Genomic DNA, 14,725 nt, shown 5'->3' with positions numbered 1-14,725 from the left:
GCTCCACAGGACAATCAGCGTCTGGCGGATGCCACCGCCTATAAGGATAGTGCGCCCCGCTGATTGCCCTCACCCGGAGCGCCAAGATGACCGCCCAACCCGTCAACCGCCAATGGCTCCTTGCGCGTCGCCCCGTGGGCCATGTCCGGGTCGAAGATTTCGCACGGCACGATGCCCCCCTGCCCGTCGCCGACCTTGCGGCGGGCGAAATCCTCGTCCGCAACCTCGTCTTCGGCTTCGATCCGGCTCAGCGCGGATGGATGGATGATGTGCCGAGCTATCTTCCGCCGATCGCGCTTGGCGATCCGGTGCGCGGCAGCGCGGCGGGTCTGGTCATCGCCTCGGCCAATCCCGCTTATCCCGAAGGCGCGATGGTGCGCGGCCTGTTCGGCTGGCAGGATTATGCCGTCGCCGCCCGCGCGGGCGAGGCACCGCCGACGCCGGTCGCGCCCGATTTCTCACCCGAAGAAGCAATCGGCGTATTCGGCGCGGCCAGCCTCACCGCTTATGTCGGCATGGTCCATGTCGGGCGGCTCGCCGCCGGCGATACCGTGCTGGTCTCGGGTGCCGCCGGCGCGGTCGGCTGCATCGCGCTCCAGATCGCGCGGCTGAAGGGCGCGCGCGCCATCGGCATCGCCGGCGGTCCGGAAAAATGCCGCTGGCTGGTGGAGGAATATGGCGCCGACGCCGCGATCGACTATCGCAGCGAAAATGTCCGCGCCCGCCTCCGCGCGCTCGCGCCCGATGGCATCGATCTGTTCTACGACAATGTCGGCGGTCCCATCCTCGAAGCCGGCATCGCCAATACGCCCGCTTCGGGCGGATCGTGCTGTGCGGCGCGATCTCCGGCTATAATGACGAACAGGGCGCGCCCGGCCCGCGCAACCTGATGCAGCTCGTCGTCCAGCGTGCCGAGATGCGCGGCTTCATCCTGCTCGATCACCTCGATCGCATCCCGGCAGCCATGGCAGAACTCGAAGCCGGTGTCCGCAGCGGCCAGATCCGCTACCGCACCGACATTCGCGACGGCTTCGCCGCCATTCCCGAAACCTTCCTTCGCCTGTTCAGCGGCGCCAATCAGGGCAAGCAATTGCTGCGCAACGATCTTGCCGCCTGAACCGCCAGCCGGTCACGCGATGCCGTAAAAATCCGCCACCCGGTCCAGCGCCAGCAGCAATACCAGCTTGCCCGCGCGCTTGGGCCAGGCCAGCGCCCGTTCGGCGGCTTCCAGCCCATCCCCGGCGCACACCACGCGCCAGCAGATATCGGAAAGCCCGGGGCCAGCCGCCGCGATCGCTCCGTCGAACCGGCGGCGGGCCGCGATCTGCGCCAGCGTCGGATCCAGCGGTGCGTCCGCCCCGCGCGCGCCACGCGCCACCGGCGCCGCATCCCAGCGCATCGTGACGCGCGGGCCCAGCCCCGCCATTTCCCAATCGGCGCGCAGCCGCTCGCCTGCGTCGAACTGGCGCTGGCTCACCAGCCCCCGCGCCATCAGCCAGCCGAGCGGCGATTCGGCCATGTTCACCGTCACGCTGCGCGCCGGGCGGCGGGCGGCGCGCGCACGTCCCGAGGCCTCCCGCCCCTCACCACCGTCGCGCGGCAAAGCGCGCTCCGTCAACAGCCGGTTCGCACCACCCGGCCGGCTGATCCGCGCGGTGAAGCCCCGCCCCGCCGCCGTCAGCCGCAGTTCGCCGGTCATCTGCTCGATCAGATCGGCACGGGCCAGTTCGTCGATCAGGCTGTCCGGCGCGTCGAGCACGCCCACCCGCCAACCTCCGGCGTGCCGTTTTGCGGTTCGCCCTTCCTCCAGTGCTGCGATGATCCGTTTGCCATGTGCGCCGATTGCCATCCGCCTGCTCCCATCAGTGTCGCCTGCGGGTTGACCTGCCATAGGGGTAATGGTGTAGGAAAGACGTGAACCATATGGGTTATCGATTATGATCACCTGCATCCGCGATGTGCGTCGCGCCAAAGGGCTGACGCTTCAGGACGTGGCCGATCGCTGCGTCCCGCCAACGACGGCGCAAACCATCGGCCGGCTTGAAACCGGCACGCGCACGGTATCGGTGGCCTGGCTCAACCGCATCGCCGATGCGCTGGGCGTGGCCGCGGCCGATCTTGTCCGCCTGCCCGATCGCGCCGATCTGCCCGTTGCCGCGCTGATCGGGGCGGACGGCGCCGCCGCGCCGCGCAAGGCGCTGGCCGTTGTGCCGCCCCAGCCCGCCGGCGGCGCGGTCGCACTCATCGTCGAATCGGCGGTCGGCGATTATCGCAGCGGTGATGAAATCTGGTGCGATCGGCTGGCGCCCACCGATTATGCCGCCGCGCTCAACCGCGATGTGCTGGTGCCCCGCCCGGCTGGGCGCTTCGTCTTCGGTCGGCTTATCGGGCGCGAAGGCGGCAAGCTCCTGATCCTGCCGCCCGGTGCAGGCTCGCGCCAGCAGGTGGTGGCCGATCCGCCGTGGATCGCCGTCGCCACCCGCCTCGTCCGCCCGCTCGGCTGATCATTCCGCGCCAATGCGATAGGCGCAGAATTTATTGCCATCCAGATCGCGAAAATAGGCGAAATAAGCGCCGATCTCCTCGGGCCCGCGCAGGCCCGGCGCGCCCTCGCAGGTGCCGCCCAGCGCGACCGCCTTGGCGTGAAAGTCCGCCACTTTCGCGCGCGTGTCGAAGGTGAAACCGATCATGGCGCCATTGCCCACGGTCGCCGCTTCGCCGTCGAACGGCCCGACAACGGCAAACATGCGCTGGTCCGGCGCGGCATAAACCCGGCCGCCCGACGGATGCTCCACCATTGGCGTCATGCCGGCCAGCACCAGCAGCGCATCATAGAAAGGCTTGGCTTCTTCCAGCCGGTTGGAACCCACCGTCACATAGTTGAGCATGTCATCTCCCTGCTTTCCTCGACCTCGCCGATCTTCGCGAATTCCGCGCGGCGCAGCTCCGTCTCGTCCTGCATGGCGCGCACGGCGGCGTCCTTCACCACGTCGAAACCACGCACCTTGTCCGCCACGCTCGCCAGGTCCACCGCCGCCTTGTGGTTCGCGGGTGAAAGTGTCGCGATCAGCTCGTCCACCAGCGCCTCATAATCGCCGATCAACTGCCGCTCGATCCGGCGGTGATGGCTGTAGCCAAACAGGTCCAGCGGCGTGCCACGCAGGAATTTCAGCCGCGCCAGCAGCCCGAACGCGCGTCCCATCCAGGGGCCGAACCTGATCTTGCGATAGCGGCCCGTGGCCTTGTCGCGGCGTGCGAACAATGGCGGGGCAAGATGGAATTGCAGGCGATAATCGCCCTCGAACTGCCCCTCCAAATGCCGCCGCAGGCCGCTGCTGAATAGCCGCGCGACCTCATATTCGTCCTTATAGGCCATCAGCTTGGCATGGTTGCGCGCCACGGCCTCGGTCAGCGCATATTTGCCGGTGCCCACCGCCTCCTCGGCCCGGCGCACGCGATCAACCAACGCGCGATAGCGCGCCGCATAAGCCGCGTCCTGATAAGCGGTCAGATGCTCCGTCCGTCGCGCGACCATCGCGTCCAGTGCCGCTGCCGGCGCCAGATCGGCAGTCACGGGCCTGTCCGCCGGCACCAGCAGATCGGCGATGCTGTCCGGCTCGGCTGCCATGATCCGCCCCAGCGCAAAGGCGTTGAGGTTCAGTGCCACCTGCGTCCCGTTCAGCCTGATCGCCGCCTCGATGCTCGCGCGCGAAAGCGGCACCAGCCCTTTCTGCCAGGCATAGCCCACCAGCAGCATGTTCGCGCCGATCGCATCGCCCAGCAGCCGCTGCGCCAGCCCGGTCGCGTCGATGCCGAAGCGGTCGCGGGAACGTTCGCCCACCATCCGCTCCAGCCCGTCATGGCCGAAATCCAGGTCGGGATTGCCGGCAAAGGCGCTGGTCGGCGCGACGAAGCGGTTGAACACCGCCGCCGTCCGCTCGGGATCGAGCTTCGAAAGATTTTCCGGGTTGGATGCCGCCACCAGATCGCAGGCCAGCAGCAGATCCGTGCCGCCCTGCGGGATACGCGCGGCATGCCCCGCCTCGTCCGCGCTGGCGAAGCGGACATGGCTGGTGACGGGCCCGTTGCGCTGGGCAAGACCTGATATGTCGAGCACGGTGGCGGGCTTGCCCTCCATATGCGCAGCGGTGCCGAGCAGCGCGCCGACGGTGACGACGCCATTGCCACCAATCCCCGCGATCAGGATGCCCAGCGTCCGCTCGATCGGCGGGATGGCGGGTTCGGGCAGATGATCGGCGGAAAAGGCCTCCGCCGCGCCGCCATATGTCCGCAGCTTGCCGCCGATCACGGAAACGAAGCTGGGGCACATGCCCTTCACGCACGAATAATCCTTGTTGCAGACCGATTGGTTGATGCGGCGCTTGCGGCCGAATTCGGTCTCCACCGGCTCCAGCGCCACGCAGTTCGATTGCACGCCGCAATCGCCGCAGCCCTCACAGACATCGGGGTGGATGAACAGTCGCTCGTTGGGATCGGCCACCTTGCCGCGCTTGCGCAGGCGCCGCCGTTCGGTCGCGCAGGACTGATCGTAGATGATCGCCGTTACGCCCGGAATCTCGCGCAGTTCGCGCTGCACCGCGTCCAGATCGTCGCGATGATGGAAGCTCACCGAAGCGGGGAAACCCACCCCGCCCTTGTGCCGCGCGGGATCGTCGCTCACCAGCGCGATCCGGCCGACCCCCTCCGCATCCAGCTGCGCGGCCACATGCGGCGCGGTCAGTTCGCCTTCGAAATGCTCGCCCTCGATCGGCTGGCCACCGGTCATCGCGATCGCGCCGTTCAGTAATATCTTGTAGGTGATATTGGCCTTGGCCGCCACGCAGGCGCGGATCGCCAGCAAGCCCGAATGGAAATAGGTGCCGTCCCCCAGATTCTGGAACATGTGCGGCGTGTTGACGAATGGCTCTTGCCCCAGCCACATCGCCCCTTCGCCGCCCATGTGCGAAATCGTCGATGTGCGCCGTTCGGGCATCCACACGGCAAGGCCATGGCAGCCGATGCCGCCCATCGCCTTCGACCCTTCCGGCACGCGGGTCGAGCTGTTGTGCGGGCAACCCGCGCAGAAGCTCGGCAGGCGGGTCAGCGTCGCTGGCGCGCCCGGTGCCGGCACCTCGCGCTGCCCCAGCACGTCCAGCCGGGTGGCCAGCGATGCGTCGGGGGCCATCGCCAGATAACGCCCGGCGATCACCCGCGCGATCGCATCGGGCTCCAGTTCGCCCACCGATGCGATCAATGGCCTGCCTTGTTCGTCCTGCTTGCCGGTCAGTCGCGGTCGCCGGCCGGACGCCAGATTGACGATCAGCCGCGCGATCTGATCCTCGAGGACCGGTCGTTTCTCCTCGACAACCAGCAATTCCTCGCACCGCCCCGCAAACGCTGTCAGGCCCTCGGGCTCCAGCGGATAGACCATCGCGATCTTGAACACGGCGATGCCAAGATCATGGGCGCGGGCTTCGTCGATCCCCAGCCGGCCCAGCGCCTCAATCACATCGAGAAAGGATTTACCCGCCGTCGCGATGCCCAGCCGCACCGGCCCTTCGCGGCGGCCGAACGCCACATCGTCCAGCCGGTTGGCACGGGCGAATGCCTGGGCCGCCGCATGGCGCAGTTCATACAGCGTCCGCTCGGCCTGCAACGGCGGCACGCCGGCGCGCATCCCCAAGCCCCCTTGCGGCATCGCGAAGTCCGTCGGCAGCGCGATCCGCACCCGTTCGGGATCGACCGAAACAGACGCCGATCCGTCCACCGTGTCGGTCACGCATTTGAACCCCACCCAGCAGCCGCTGTAACGCGACAAGGCGAAGCCCATCAGGCCGAGGTCGAGATAATCCTGAATGCTTGCCGGGTTCAGCACCGGCATGCCGAAATGCATCAGCGCATGTTCGCTCTGATGCGCCACCGTCGACGATCGCGCGGCATGGTCGTCGCCGCACAGCAGCAGCACGCCGCCATGCGGGTTGGTGCCGGCATAATTGCCATGCTTGATCGGGTCGCCCGACCGGTCGACGCCCGGCCCTTTGCCATACCATATCGCGAACACGCCATCGTAGCGGGCATCGCTGCCCGGCAGGCCCACATGCTGCGTGCCCCACACCGCCGTCGCGGCCAGATCCTCGTTGGTGCCGGGCTGGAAATGCACATGGTGCCGCTTCAGATGATCAGCGGCCTGCCACAGAGCGAGGTCGTATATGCCCAGCGGCGATCCGCGATAGCCCGAAATATAGCCTGCGGTGTTCAGCCCGGCGGCCTCGTCGCGGGCGCGCTGCATCATCGGCAGGCGCGCCAGCGCCTGCGATCCCGTCACATAGATCCGCCCGTTGTTGGCGGTATATTTGTCGTCCAGGGCTATGGTGCGCATCGCCCTGCTAAGCCCCGATCTGCATCAGTTCGACGGTGATGCCGCGCCCGTCGCCGATCTGCGCCACCCGCACGCCGGGGCGCAATTCGCGCGGCGGCACCGGATTGGGATAACCCGCACCCACCGCCTCGGCCACCAGTTCGTCAAGATTGGCCACCTCCAGCGTCAGATAACGCAACCCCGTCTGATCGGTGAAGGCGCCGGCATGCGCCTGGGCCGGTGCCGCCCGTTCCAGTTCAAGGATGCGAAAGGTGGTTTCGCCGCAACTCAGCCGCCGGACGGTGCCGACGCCGGGAAACGGCACGCTCCCCGCCTCGGTGAAGCCGAGCAGGTCGCGGAAGAAAGCGAGCGCCGCCGGCGCATCGTCCGTCACCATGCCAATATCGAGCACGAACTTGGTCAATTTCGCCGGCATCGGCTGATCCTCCCTTATCGGGCCGCCTCCCGCAGCGCCTCGGCGTCCAGGCCCTTATGTCCCCACACATCGCCTTCCACGAATTCGCTCGGCGTCCAGTCCGCGCCGACCTTGATGGCGTGGCAGCCGATCTCGACGTCGAAGCCCGATGGCCCGCGCATGTAGAAGGAGAACATATTGTCGTTCACATGCCGGCCGATCGAACTCGTCACCGCCACGCCCGCCGCCTCGACGCGCGACAGGCATTTGCCGACATCGTCGATCTCCTCCACTTCCAGCATCAGATGATGCAACCCGTTCACCGGGCCGACACGGCACAGGCCGATCGAATGGTGGCGTTCGTTGCAATGGTAGAAGTTGGCCGACATGTCGGGGCCGAAGCGCACGAAGTCGGTCAGCCGGAAACCCAGCACGTCCATGTAGAAGGCCTGGCACTCGGCCAGCCGGTCGACGACGAGGTTGATATGGCCCAGCCCCATCGCCCCGGTCACGAAGCGCATGCCCTGTGGCGACACGAACTTGCGGTCGATCGTCGGCCCGTAAAACAGCTCGATCGCATTGCCCGCCGGATCCTTCGTGCGGGCAAGCCCGGTCACGCCGCGCGCGGCCGCGTCGGCGGCCGGTGCCAGCGCGGCGGCGTGCCCCGCCGCCTCCAGCTCCGCCACCGCCGCTTCCAGCTCCGCTTGGCTGCCGAGTTCGAGGCCGAAATAGCGCAGGCCGCCCTCGCCCTTGTGAATCGCGATGCGCCACTGCCAGTCATCGATCTTCAGATAGACGCTGCCATCGGCCGCGATGCCCGTCCCGCTGCCCGGCGGCAGCGCACCCGGCTTGCCCGGCTCGCCCCAAGCCGCGCCGGGCACCACGCGCGCGGGCATCAGGCCAAGAATGTCGGTGCCATAAGCCAGCCAGGCTTGGGGGTCGGGGCAAGTGAAGCCGGCATAGCCCAGACGACGTATCTTCATTGGCCGCGGCCTCCATCGATCGGTTGGAACTGGATCGGCACCTGGGTGAACCCGGCCAGAAATTCGCCATAAGCGCGGCGGCACCCGGCCTCGATCAGCTCGAAATCGCCCACCGCCTCCAGCAACTGGCGCACCATGATCGTGCCGGCGGTCAGCGCCAGATGCATGCCCAGGCAGAAATGCGCGCCCGCCCCGAACGATGCATCGCGAACGATGGCGCCATTGCCCGCATAACGCCCAAGATCATAATCATGCGCGCGTTCGAACCGCGTCTCGTCGCGGTTGGCGGCGGCATAGATCAGCAGCAGCCGCTGCCCCGCGCGGATCTGGCGTCCGCCCAGTTCGAAATCGCTGTGCACGTAACGCGCCAGCATATTGGTCGGCTGGTCGAAGCGCAGCGTTTCGCGGAAGGCCGCGCCGGCCAGCCCCGGATCGGCGAGCACGCGCCGTTTCTGGTCCGGGTGGCGCGCCAGATAGTAAATCGTGCCCGCCACCGCCATCGGCGTCGTTTCCGATCCCGTCACCAGCAGCGAAAACAGGTTGGACACCATCTCTTCGTCGGAAAGGCGCTGGCCATCCACCTCGGCCTCGATCAGCGCCTTGGTATGGCGCAGCGCGCGGCCTGGCTCGGCCCGCAATCCACCGACGAACTGATGCAGATAGCCGAACAGCGCCCCCGCCGCTTCCTGATTGCGCGCAGAAACCATGCCCACCTGGCCCGGCTCGCGATGCATCATGTCGTCGATCCGCTCGCGCACCCAGATGGCGTCCTGCTCCGGGAAACCCAGATTGTAACCGGCGTTGAACACCATCACCCGATTGGCGAAATCGCCGAACACGTCCATCCGGCCCTGCGCCAGCAATGGGGCAAGGATCGAACGGCTCAGTTCCGTCAGCCGCGCCTCCTCCGCCGCCACGCCCGCCGGCGTGTAATAAGGCGCCAGCACATTGCGCCAGCGGCGGTGCGCCTCCTGATTCAGCGTCATGAAGGTCGCCGGCACGGGTTCGCCCAACAACACCTGTCCCGGCGTCTGTCCGCGCGTGAAGTCCAGTGCATGGGCGCGCAGGCTGGCACGCGTCACATCGTCGAAGCAGGTGATCGCCCAGGCATCATATTGCGGCAGATAATGCGGCGCGCCGGTTTCGCGCAGCGCCGCGTAAAACGGCTCCGGGTCCGCCATCGCCGCATGCGAATAGGGATCATAATCGTCAGGCCGCACGATCATCAAACCTCTCCATCCGGCTCATAGGGCCGCCATTGCGCGGGGCGGCGTTCAAGAAAGGCCTGGGCGCCCTCGCTTACGTCCGGGTGGGCCATCTGCGCCTCGATATGGCGCCATCCCTGCTTCAGCGCGTCGGTAAGGCCCAGTTCCTGCGCTTCCCAGATCGCCTGCTTGCTGCGCTTCAGCGCCGATGGCGAATGCCGCTTGATCAGCGCCGCCAGTTCGCGCGCCCGCGCCATCAGCCGGTCGGGCGCCAGCACCTCGTCCACCATGCCCAGCCGCAGCGCCTCGCCCGCCGACAGTCGTTCGGAGCCCCCCACCAGCGCCAGCCGCAGCACTGCGCCCAGCGGCATCCGCCGGGCAAGGCAGATCGGCTCCATCACCGATGCCAGCCCCACGGCAACATGCGGGTCGAAAAAGGTCGCATGGTCGGCGGCGAGCACGATGTCGGAATCCGCCACGAAATGCAGGCCGCCGCCGCATGCCATGCCGTTCACCGCCGCTATCACCGGCTTCCACACGCGGTTTTGCAGGGATGTCCAGCGTATGGCATCGATGTCGACCGTCTCATCCTGCCTCGGCAGATCGGCAAGGTCGGCGCCCACACAGAACGCCCGGCCACTCCCGGTGATGATCGCGACACGCGCTTCGGGATCCTCCTCGAAACGCCGCCAAGCCAGCGGCAATTCCCGGTCCATCACGGAATTCAGCGCATTGTGCCGCTCCGGCCGGGCGAGCGTGATGACGACGATGCCGTCATCCATCGCATAATCCAGCGTCTCATAGGCCGGCATATTCTGCCTTTCCCCACCGCTCATTGGCCGGTGAACCTCGGCGGCCGCTTTTCACGAAAGGCGGTCAGCGCCTCGCGAAAATCCTCGGACGCAACGGTCAGTGGCAGATAATCCAGTTCGGCCTGGAAGGTGTCCTCCAGCGTCTCCAGCCCGCGCGCATAAGCGGCCTTGGTGTAGGCGATCGAAAGCGGCGCGGCCTCGGCATAGCGGCCGGCCACCTGCTTGGCCGTCGCCAGCGCCGCGCCCGTCTCGGCCAGATCGTCGGCAAGGCCGATGCGCACCGCCGCCTCGCCGTCCACCTGTTCGCCCAGCGCCAGGAAACGCTTCGCCCGGGCCACGCCAAGCCGGATCTGAAGGGTGTGGAGCACGCCGACATCGGCGATGATGCCCACCTTGGCGAACGCCGCGCCAAAACGGGCAGTGCGCGCCGCCACCACATGATCGCAGGCAAGCGCAAGGCCCAGCCCGCCGCCAAAGGCCAGCCCCTCCACCGCTGCGATCACCGGCTTCGGCCCACTGAAAAGCGCCCGAACAAGCTGGTGCACCTGCTTGGTATTCTCGCGCAGGGCGATCGCGCTCATCGGCGGTTGCGCGGGGTCGACGCGCGAAAGGTCGGCGCCGGCGCAGAAATGGCCATCGGCACCGGCCAGGATGATCGCGCGGCAGTCCGGGTCGGTCGCCAACACCTCCAGATGGCGGCTCAGCGCGCGTCGCATATCGGGCGTAAAGGCATTTCGCCGCGCCGGGTTGGCGATGGTCAGGATAGCGATCGCCCCATCGCGTTCCAGCAAGATCTCTTCGGCCATGGCCCTTCCTCGCTTTTCGCTCAGGCCGATGCGCGGCTGGCCGCGTCGGCGGCACGCGCGCTGCGATCGCCCAGCTTCAACACCCGCTCGGCATTCTCGCGCAGGAATTTCGGCCACACATGATCGCGCAGCGGCACGCCGGGCAGTTCGGAAAAGCTGCGTTCCAGCGACAGGCCGGACGGGTAATAGCCCGCATACATGATCTTGTCGGCGCCGCGCGTATTTGCGTAATCGATGATATCCTTGGGGAAATATTTGGGCGCGAAGGCTGATGTCGAATAATAGAGGTTCGGATATTTCAGCATCAGCTTGACGGCCAACGCCGTCCACGGCTCCGCCCCGTGGCGCATGATGAACTTCAGTTCGGGGAAGAACCAGCACACCTCGTCAATCCGCTCCACATGCTGCGGCGCCATCGGCATGCGCGGCCCCGGCACGCCGGCATTGACGAAGATCGGAATGTCCAGCTCGACGCACTTGGCGTAGATCGGGAAGGCCCTTTTGTCGTCGATCGGCACGCCGACGCCGCAGGGAAAGAAGCTCGCCGCCACGATGCCGTGCCGTTCATGCGCCTCGGCCAATGCGCGCACCGCCTCCATCCCCTGATTGGGGTCGACGGCTAGCTGGCCGGCAAACCGGTCCGGGTGGCGGGTCACCGCCTCGATCGCCAGGTCATCGGTCAGGCCGATCACCGCCATGCCGATGTTGAACCGATCCATCTCGGCCAGCGTGCCGCCGATCGGGTCGTCGCCGCGCGGCAGGTCGACCGGGTCCTTGAACATGTAGAAGGCCGGGTGCGTCTCCTTCCCGCTCCTGCTCTCCTTGTCCATCAGCACCTTGGACCAGGCCTGGTTCCAGTTGCGATAGAGATAGGGGAGATCGAGCATCGTATCGATCACCGCAACGTCACGTGGCATCGCCATCGGTCAGCGCCCTTTCGCGAAACGGCCGATCACTGCAGACCCGGAAACAACAGTTCGGCATTCTCGCAGTAGAATTGGGGTTCGTAGGCAGGGTCCATCCGGTCGGTCCATTTGCGGAACTTGCCCACCGGATCGCGGCTGCCTTCGATGTGCGGAAAATCGCTGTTGAAGACATAGACTTCCGACAGGCCATAGCGATCGACCATCGTGCACAGATCTTCGCTCCAGAACGGCGTCACCCGCACGTTCCGGCGCACGAACTCGCTCGGCTTCATCGAAAAGGTAAAGCCCACCTTCGCCATCAGATCGGCATGCGCGTCCATCCGCTCGCACATCGGGCCAACCCATGATGCGCCGACCTCGATGATGCCCAATGCCAGCCTGGGGAAGCGTTCGAACACGCCGCCCATCACCATCGTCATCACCCACACTTCGGGCGCCATGTGGCAGACCAGCACATAATAAGGCCCGATCGCCTCCTCGCCGCCCGGCCGGCCTTCGAACGCCTTGCGCAGCGTATCGGCATTGGCAAAGCCGCGCGGCGGCAGCATCGGGTCCTCGGCCGTGGTCGTCATCACCCCGCCCGATCCGATATGCAGCAGCGCGGGCACTCCGGCTGCTTCCAGCCGCGCCCAGAACGGATCCCACAGCGTGTTCGCGGGCGAAACGCCGGCCGGCGGCTGCGCGCAGCCCATCAGAATGCCCTGCGCGCCCATTGCGAGCACGCGGTCCAGCTCGGCGATCGCCAGATCCACGTCGGACATGTTGATCTGACAGACGGCGCGGGCCCGCCCGGCCGCGCGCCGCGTCCAGTCGACCGCATAATCATTATAACGCCGGCAGGCATCGCGCGCCGCCTGTCCCTCTCCGCGCAATTCCATCAACGCGGTGTTGGGGAACAGCAGCTGGGCGCGGATGCCGGTCATGTCCATCGCCGTCAGGCGATCCGCGGGGTCGAGCGCACCCAAGGCGCTGATCCCCTTCACCCCCCACACATCCTCGCGATTCTGCGCGCGCGCCGCCATATCCTCGGGCGATCCATGATAGCCGCGCAGGAAATCGAGCACGAAGCCGCCGCCCACCGGGCCGACGATCTCCGCCATCACCTCCGGCTCCATGTAGAGATGGGCGTCGCAATCCAGCAGCCGCCCTTCCAGCCCCGATTTTGTGGCCGTCGGCGTGATCCTGCCGGTGCTGCGCCGTCCCAGGTCGGTCTTGGCCATGGGTCTCTCCCTCGCACCTAAATACGAAACTATGAGTACCCGTATATGTGCGAAATATCGGGCTGGCAAGCGGGTGCCACCCGCCACCAACTAATCACTTCATTTCAATGAATTGGTATCACCTTCGCGTCGCGAATCCCCTGCGGGGATCAGACCTCGCCACCCATTCCGCGCACCGCTTGAATCACCAGCTCGCGCACCGCGACGCGGCCGAGATCGGCCTGTCCATAGAAGAACAACCGCAGGATCACGGGGCCCATCACCATGTCCTCGGCCATGTCGAGATCGAGCGCCTTGGGCAAATCCCCGCGCGCCACCGCGCGCTCCACGATCTGCTTCACCGGCGCGCGGCGCTGGTCCAGCCAGGGATTGAAAATTTCTGCGAGGGCGGGGTTCTGCGAACGCGCGCTGACAAGAACCGGAAGTACCGTAAGCAGCGGCGTCGTCTTCACCACATTGATGAACTGCAGCACGACATGGATCAGGTCGTCGACCAACCCGCCCTTGTCGTCCGGCGTCAGCGGCGGCGATCGGTCGAAAGCCGCGATCACCAGATGCTCCTTCGACGGCCAGCGGCGATAGATCGTCGCCTTGCTCACCCGCGCCAGCGCCGCCACCTTGTCCAGCGTGAAGCCGGCATAGCCTTCGGACGCCAGCAATTGCAGCGTCGCGTCGAGAATCGCCCGCTCCGCTCCCTCGCTCCGTGGCCGTCCCACCTTGCCCGCTTGCCTGGTCAATTCGGCCCCGCTCCGTCCATTCGCGCCGATGCAGCGCATGCGACGCGGCGTAACGCAAACCGATTGCCCACCGCAATGCCGGCCGTGACGCGCTAGTCCAGTGCGGAAAGGGCGTGGATGGGCAGCAAGGCCGCGCCCAGCGTGATCGGCGAGCCGCGCAGTCGGGATACGCGGATCGACGACCGGCCATGGCACGCCGCCTTGATCGGTTCGGCGCGGTCGAGGCGATCGGCCAGGCCTTGCAGGATCGGTAATGGCACGGTGCCGGCAAGGACGATGGCGCCGGGGTCGATCCAGGCGAAGGCAGTCGTGCACAGCCCTTCGAGCTGCGATGCCGCCCGATCCAGCCAGCATCGGATCGTCGGCGCCTGATCGGCCGCCTCGGGGTCGATATCCGCCACCGACGCAAGCTCACAGCCGGCCGCGCGGAGATTGTCGAGCAGGTCGAGCGGGCTGGGGCGTGGCAGATCGCCGGGAAACAGCGCGCCGATTTCCCCCGCCGCGCCGAACTGTCCCCGCATCAGCCGGCCGTCAACGATCGTTCCCGCGCCGATGCCGAAGCCGAGCAGCAACACCACCGCTGTCGAAAATTCGCGAATCAGCCCGCCCAGATAGAATTCGGCGATCGCGGCGGCATTGGCATCATTTTCAATCCACAATGGCCAGCCGAATTCCGCCCCGAAAATCTCGCGCAGCGGCGCATCGCGCCATCCGGGCAGCACGTCGACAACGCTCCAGCGATCACCTTCCAGCGAAGTTGCCGGACCCGGCACCGCAATGCCGATGCCCAGCATCCGGCGGCCGAGCAGATCGTGGCGTTCAACCAGCTGGTGGGTCAGCTGGCGCACCCGGCGGGCGAATGCCTTGGGGGCCATCGGCGCCACGGCTTCGTGATGGCTGGCGATGGTCGCGCCGGTGAAATCGACCAGCGTGATTTCGATCAGACCCTTGTGCGCGGTCGCCCCGACGGCATAGCCGCCCTTGCGCGCCAGATGCAGCGGAACCGCCGGCCGGCCCCGGCCATGGGCTTCACCATCGGTGATTTCCTCGACAATGCCCAGCGCCAGCAGGTCGCGCGACAGGCGGGTCAGCGCGGCGCCACTGATTTCCAGCCCCGCCGCCAGTGCCGACCGCGACAGCGGCCCCGATCGGCGCAGAATGTGAATGATGCGCTTCTGATCCTTGTCGAGTGCCGGAAAAGGCATGGCGCCACCCGCTCTGAAGCCGACGATGGCGCCGCTCTAGGTTCTATTATTTATTTTC

Annotated in this window: 15 protein-coding genes; 3 read left to right on the top strand and 12 right to left on the bottom strand. The window is 66.8% G+C overall.

Annotated features, from left to right (window positions below):
- The first annotated feature begins 86 nt into the window (after positions 1–86).
- Together CHB74_RS02645 and CHB74_RS22200 are read left to right on the top strand one after the other, a co-directional pair.
- Complete coding sequence (locus CHB74_RS02645) at positions 87–890, top strand: MDR family NADP-dependent oxidoreductase (protein ID WP_218821372.1); 804 nt, start codon at positions 87–89, stop codon at positions 888–890.
- Complete coding sequence (locus CHB74_RS22200; RefSeq protein WP_218821371.1) at positions 890–1,117, top strand: MDR/zinc-dependent alcohol dehydrogenase-like family protein; 228 nt, start codon at positions 890–892, stop codon at positions 1,115–1,117. Before CHB74_RS02645 ends, CHB74_RS22200 begins: the two co-directional genes overlap by 1 nt.
- 12 nt (positions 1,118–1,129) lie before the next feature.
- Here CHB74_RS22200 and CHB74_RS22345 read toward each other — a convergent pair whose 3' ends face one another.
- Positions 1,130–1,519 (bottom strand): DUF6456 domain-containing protein, encoded by a 390-nt coding sequence (locus CHB74_RS22345; protein WP_245842592.1) that lies wholly within the window; start codon positions 1,517–1,519, stop codon positions 1,130–1,132.
- Positions 1,520–1,937: 418 nt separating this feature from the next.
- Between CHB74_RS22345 and CHB74_RS02635 the strand changes: the two genes are divergently transcribed.
- Positions 1,938–2,504 carry a helix-turn-helix domain-containing protein gene (locus tag CHB74_RS02635; RefSeq protein WP_089218069.1) on the top strand — a complete coding sequence of 189 codons (567 nt, stop codon included), beginning with the start codon at positions 1,938–1,940 and terminating at the stop codon, positions 2,502–2,504.
- Here CHB74_RS02635 and CHB74_RS02630 read toward each other — a convergent pair whose 3' ends face one another.
- The 11 genes from CHB74_RS02630 to CHB74_RS02580 all read right to left on the bottom strand — a co-directional run bounded on the left by CHB74_RS02630 (position 2,505) and on the right by CHB74_RS02580 (position 14,667).
- A complete protein-coding gene (locus CHB74_RS02630) occupies positions 2,505–2,888 on the bottom strand; it encodes a VOC family protein (protein WP_089218068.1) in 384 nt (127 codons plus the stop codon).
- On the bottom strand, positions 2,873–6,379 hold the full coding sequence (locus CHB74_RS02625; RefSeq protein WP_089218067.1) for an indolepyruvate ferredoxin oxidoreductase family protein: 3,507 nt from the start codon (positions 6,377–6,379) through the stop codon (positions 2,873–2,875). The genes CHB74_RS02630 and CHB74_RS02625 overlap by 16 nt, the downstream gene beginning before the upstream one ends.
- 7 nt (positions 6,380–6,386) lie before the next feature.
- Complete coding sequence (locus CHB74_RS02620) at positions 6,387–6,794, bottom strand: VOC family protein (protein WP_089218066.1); 408 nt, start codon at positions 6,792–6,794, stop codon at positions 6,387–6,389.
- 14 nt (positions 6,795–6,808) lie between these two features.
- The gene (locus tag CHB74_RS02615) at positions 6,809–7,756 is read right to left on the bottom strand and encodes a VOC family protein (RefSeq protein WP_089218065.1); all 948 of its coding nucleotides are present in this window, start codon (positions 7,754–7,756) and stop codon (positions 6,809–6,811) included.
- The gene (locus CHB74_RS02610) at positions 7,753–8,982 is read right to left on the bottom strand and encodes a cytochrome P450 (protein WP_089218064.1); all 1,230 of its coding nucleotides are present in this window, start codon (positions 8,980–8,982) and stop codon (positions 7,753–7,755) included. Before CHB74_RS02610 ends, CHB74_RS02615 begins: the two co-directional genes overlap by 4 nt.
- Positions 8,982–9,773: an enoyl-CoA hydratase/isomerase family protein gene (locus CHB74_RS02605; protein ID WP_089218288.1), complete on the bottom strand. Its 792-nt coding sequence runs from the start codon at positions 9,771–9,773 to the stop codon at positions 8,982–8,984. Before CHB74_RS02605 ends, CHB74_RS02610 begins: the two co-directional genes overlap by 1 nt.
- Positions 9,774–9,793: 20 nt before the next feature.
- On the bottom strand, positions 9,794–10,579 hold the full coding sequence (locus CHB74_RS02600; protein ID WP_089218063.1) for an enoyl-CoA hydratase/isomerase family protein: 786 nt from the start codon (positions 10,577–10,579) through the stop codon (positions 9,794–9,796).
- Positions 10,580–10,599: 20 nt separating this feature from the next.
- Complete coding sequence (locus tag CHB74_RS02595; RefSeq protein WP_089218062.1) at positions 10,600–11,502, bottom strand: amidohydrolase family protein; 903 nt, start codon at positions 11,500–11,502, stop codon at positions 10,600–10,602.
- A 29-nt stretch (positions 11,503–11,531) separates the two neighbouring features.
- Positions 11,532–12,725: an amidohydrolase family protein gene (locus CHB74_RS02590; RefSeq protein WP_089218061.1), complete on the bottom strand. Its 1,194-nt coding sequence runs from the start codon at positions 12,723–12,725 to the stop codon at positions 11,532–11,534.
- A 149-nt stretch (positions 12,726–12,874) separates the two neighbouring features.
- The gene (locus CHB74_RS02585; RefSeq protein WP_179220685.1) at positions 12,875–13,462 is read right to left on the bottom strand and encodes a TetR/AcrR family transcriptional regulator; all 588 of its coding nucleotides are present in this window, start codon (positions 13,460–13,462) and stop codon (positions 12,875–12,877) included.
- 92 nt (positions 13,463–13,554) lie between these two features.
- Positions 13,555–14,667: an ROK family transcriptional regulator gene (locus tag CHB74_RS02580; RefSeq protein WP_089218059.1), complete on the bottom strand. Its 1,113-nt coding sequence runs from the start codon at positions 14,665–14,667 to the stop codon at positions 13,555–13,557.
- Between the last annotated feature and the right edge of the window lie 58 nt (positions 14,668–14,725).

It is taken from the genome of Edaphosphingomonas laterariae, assembly GCF_900188165.1.
GTDB lineage: Bacteria > Pseudomonadota > Alphaproteobacteria > Sphingomonadales > Sphingomonadaceae > Sphingomonas_E > Sphingomonas_E laterariae.
Note: the sequence above shows the minus strand (reverse complement) of the source record. Positions and strands in the feature narration are given on the sequence as shown.

Coding starts and splice junctions, on each gene's coding strand:
- CHB74_RS02605 (WP_089218288.1), bottom strand. CDS start 9,773: ATGCCGGCCTATGAGACGCTGGATTATGCGATGGATGACGGCATCGTC.
- CHB74_RS02595 (WP_089218062.1), bottom strand. CDS start 11,502: ATGGCGATGCCACGTGACGTTGCGGTGATCGATACGATGCTCGATCTC.
- CHB74_RS02645 (WP_218821372.1), top strand. CDS start 87: ATGACCGCCCAACCCGTCAACCGCCAATGGCTCCTTGCGCGTCGCCCC.
- CHB74_RS02635 (WP_089218069.1), top strand. CDS start 1,938: ATGATCACCTGCATCCGCGATGTGCGTCGCGCCAAAGGGCTGACGCTT.
- CHB74_RS02630 (WP_089218068.1), bottom strand. CDS start 2,888: ATGCTCAACTATGTGACGGTGGGTTCCAACCGGCTGGAAGAAGCCAAG.
- CHB74_RS02610 (WP_089218064.1), bottom strand. CDS start 8,982: ATGATCGTGCGGCCTGACGATTATGATCCCTATTCGCATGCGGCGATG.
- CHB74_RS22200 (WP_218821371.1), top strand. CDS start 890: ATGCAGCTCGTCGTCCAGCGTGCCGAGATGCGCGGCTTCATCCTGCTC.
- CHB74_RS02600 (WP_089218063.1), bottom strand. CDS start 10,579: ATGGCCGAAGAGATCTTGCTGGAACGCGATGGGGCGATCGCTATCCTG.
- CHB74_RS02590 (WP_089218061.1), bottom strand. CDS start 12,725: ATGGCCAAGACCGACCTGGGACGGCGCAGCACCGGCAGGATCACGCCG.
- CHB74_RS22345 (WP_245842592.1), bottom strand. CDS start 1,519: ATGGCCGAATCGCCGCTCGGCTGGCTGATGGCGCGGGGGCTGGTGAGC.
- CHB74_RS02620 (WP_089218066.1), bottom strand. CDS start 6,794: ATGCCGGCGAAATTGACCAAGTTCGTGCTCGATATTGGCATGGTGACG.
- CHB74_RS02625 (WP_089218067.1), bottom strand. CDS start 6,379: ATGCGCACCATAGCCCTGGACGACAAATATACCGCCAACAACGGGCGG.
- CHB74_RS02580 (WP_089218059.1), bottom strand. CDS start 14,667: ATGCCTTTTCCGGCACTCGACAAGGATCAGAAGCGCATCATTCACATT.
- CHB74_RS02615 (WP_089218065.1), bottom strand. CDS start 7,756: ATGAAGATACGTCGTCTGGGCTATGCCGGCTTCACTTGCCCCGACCCC.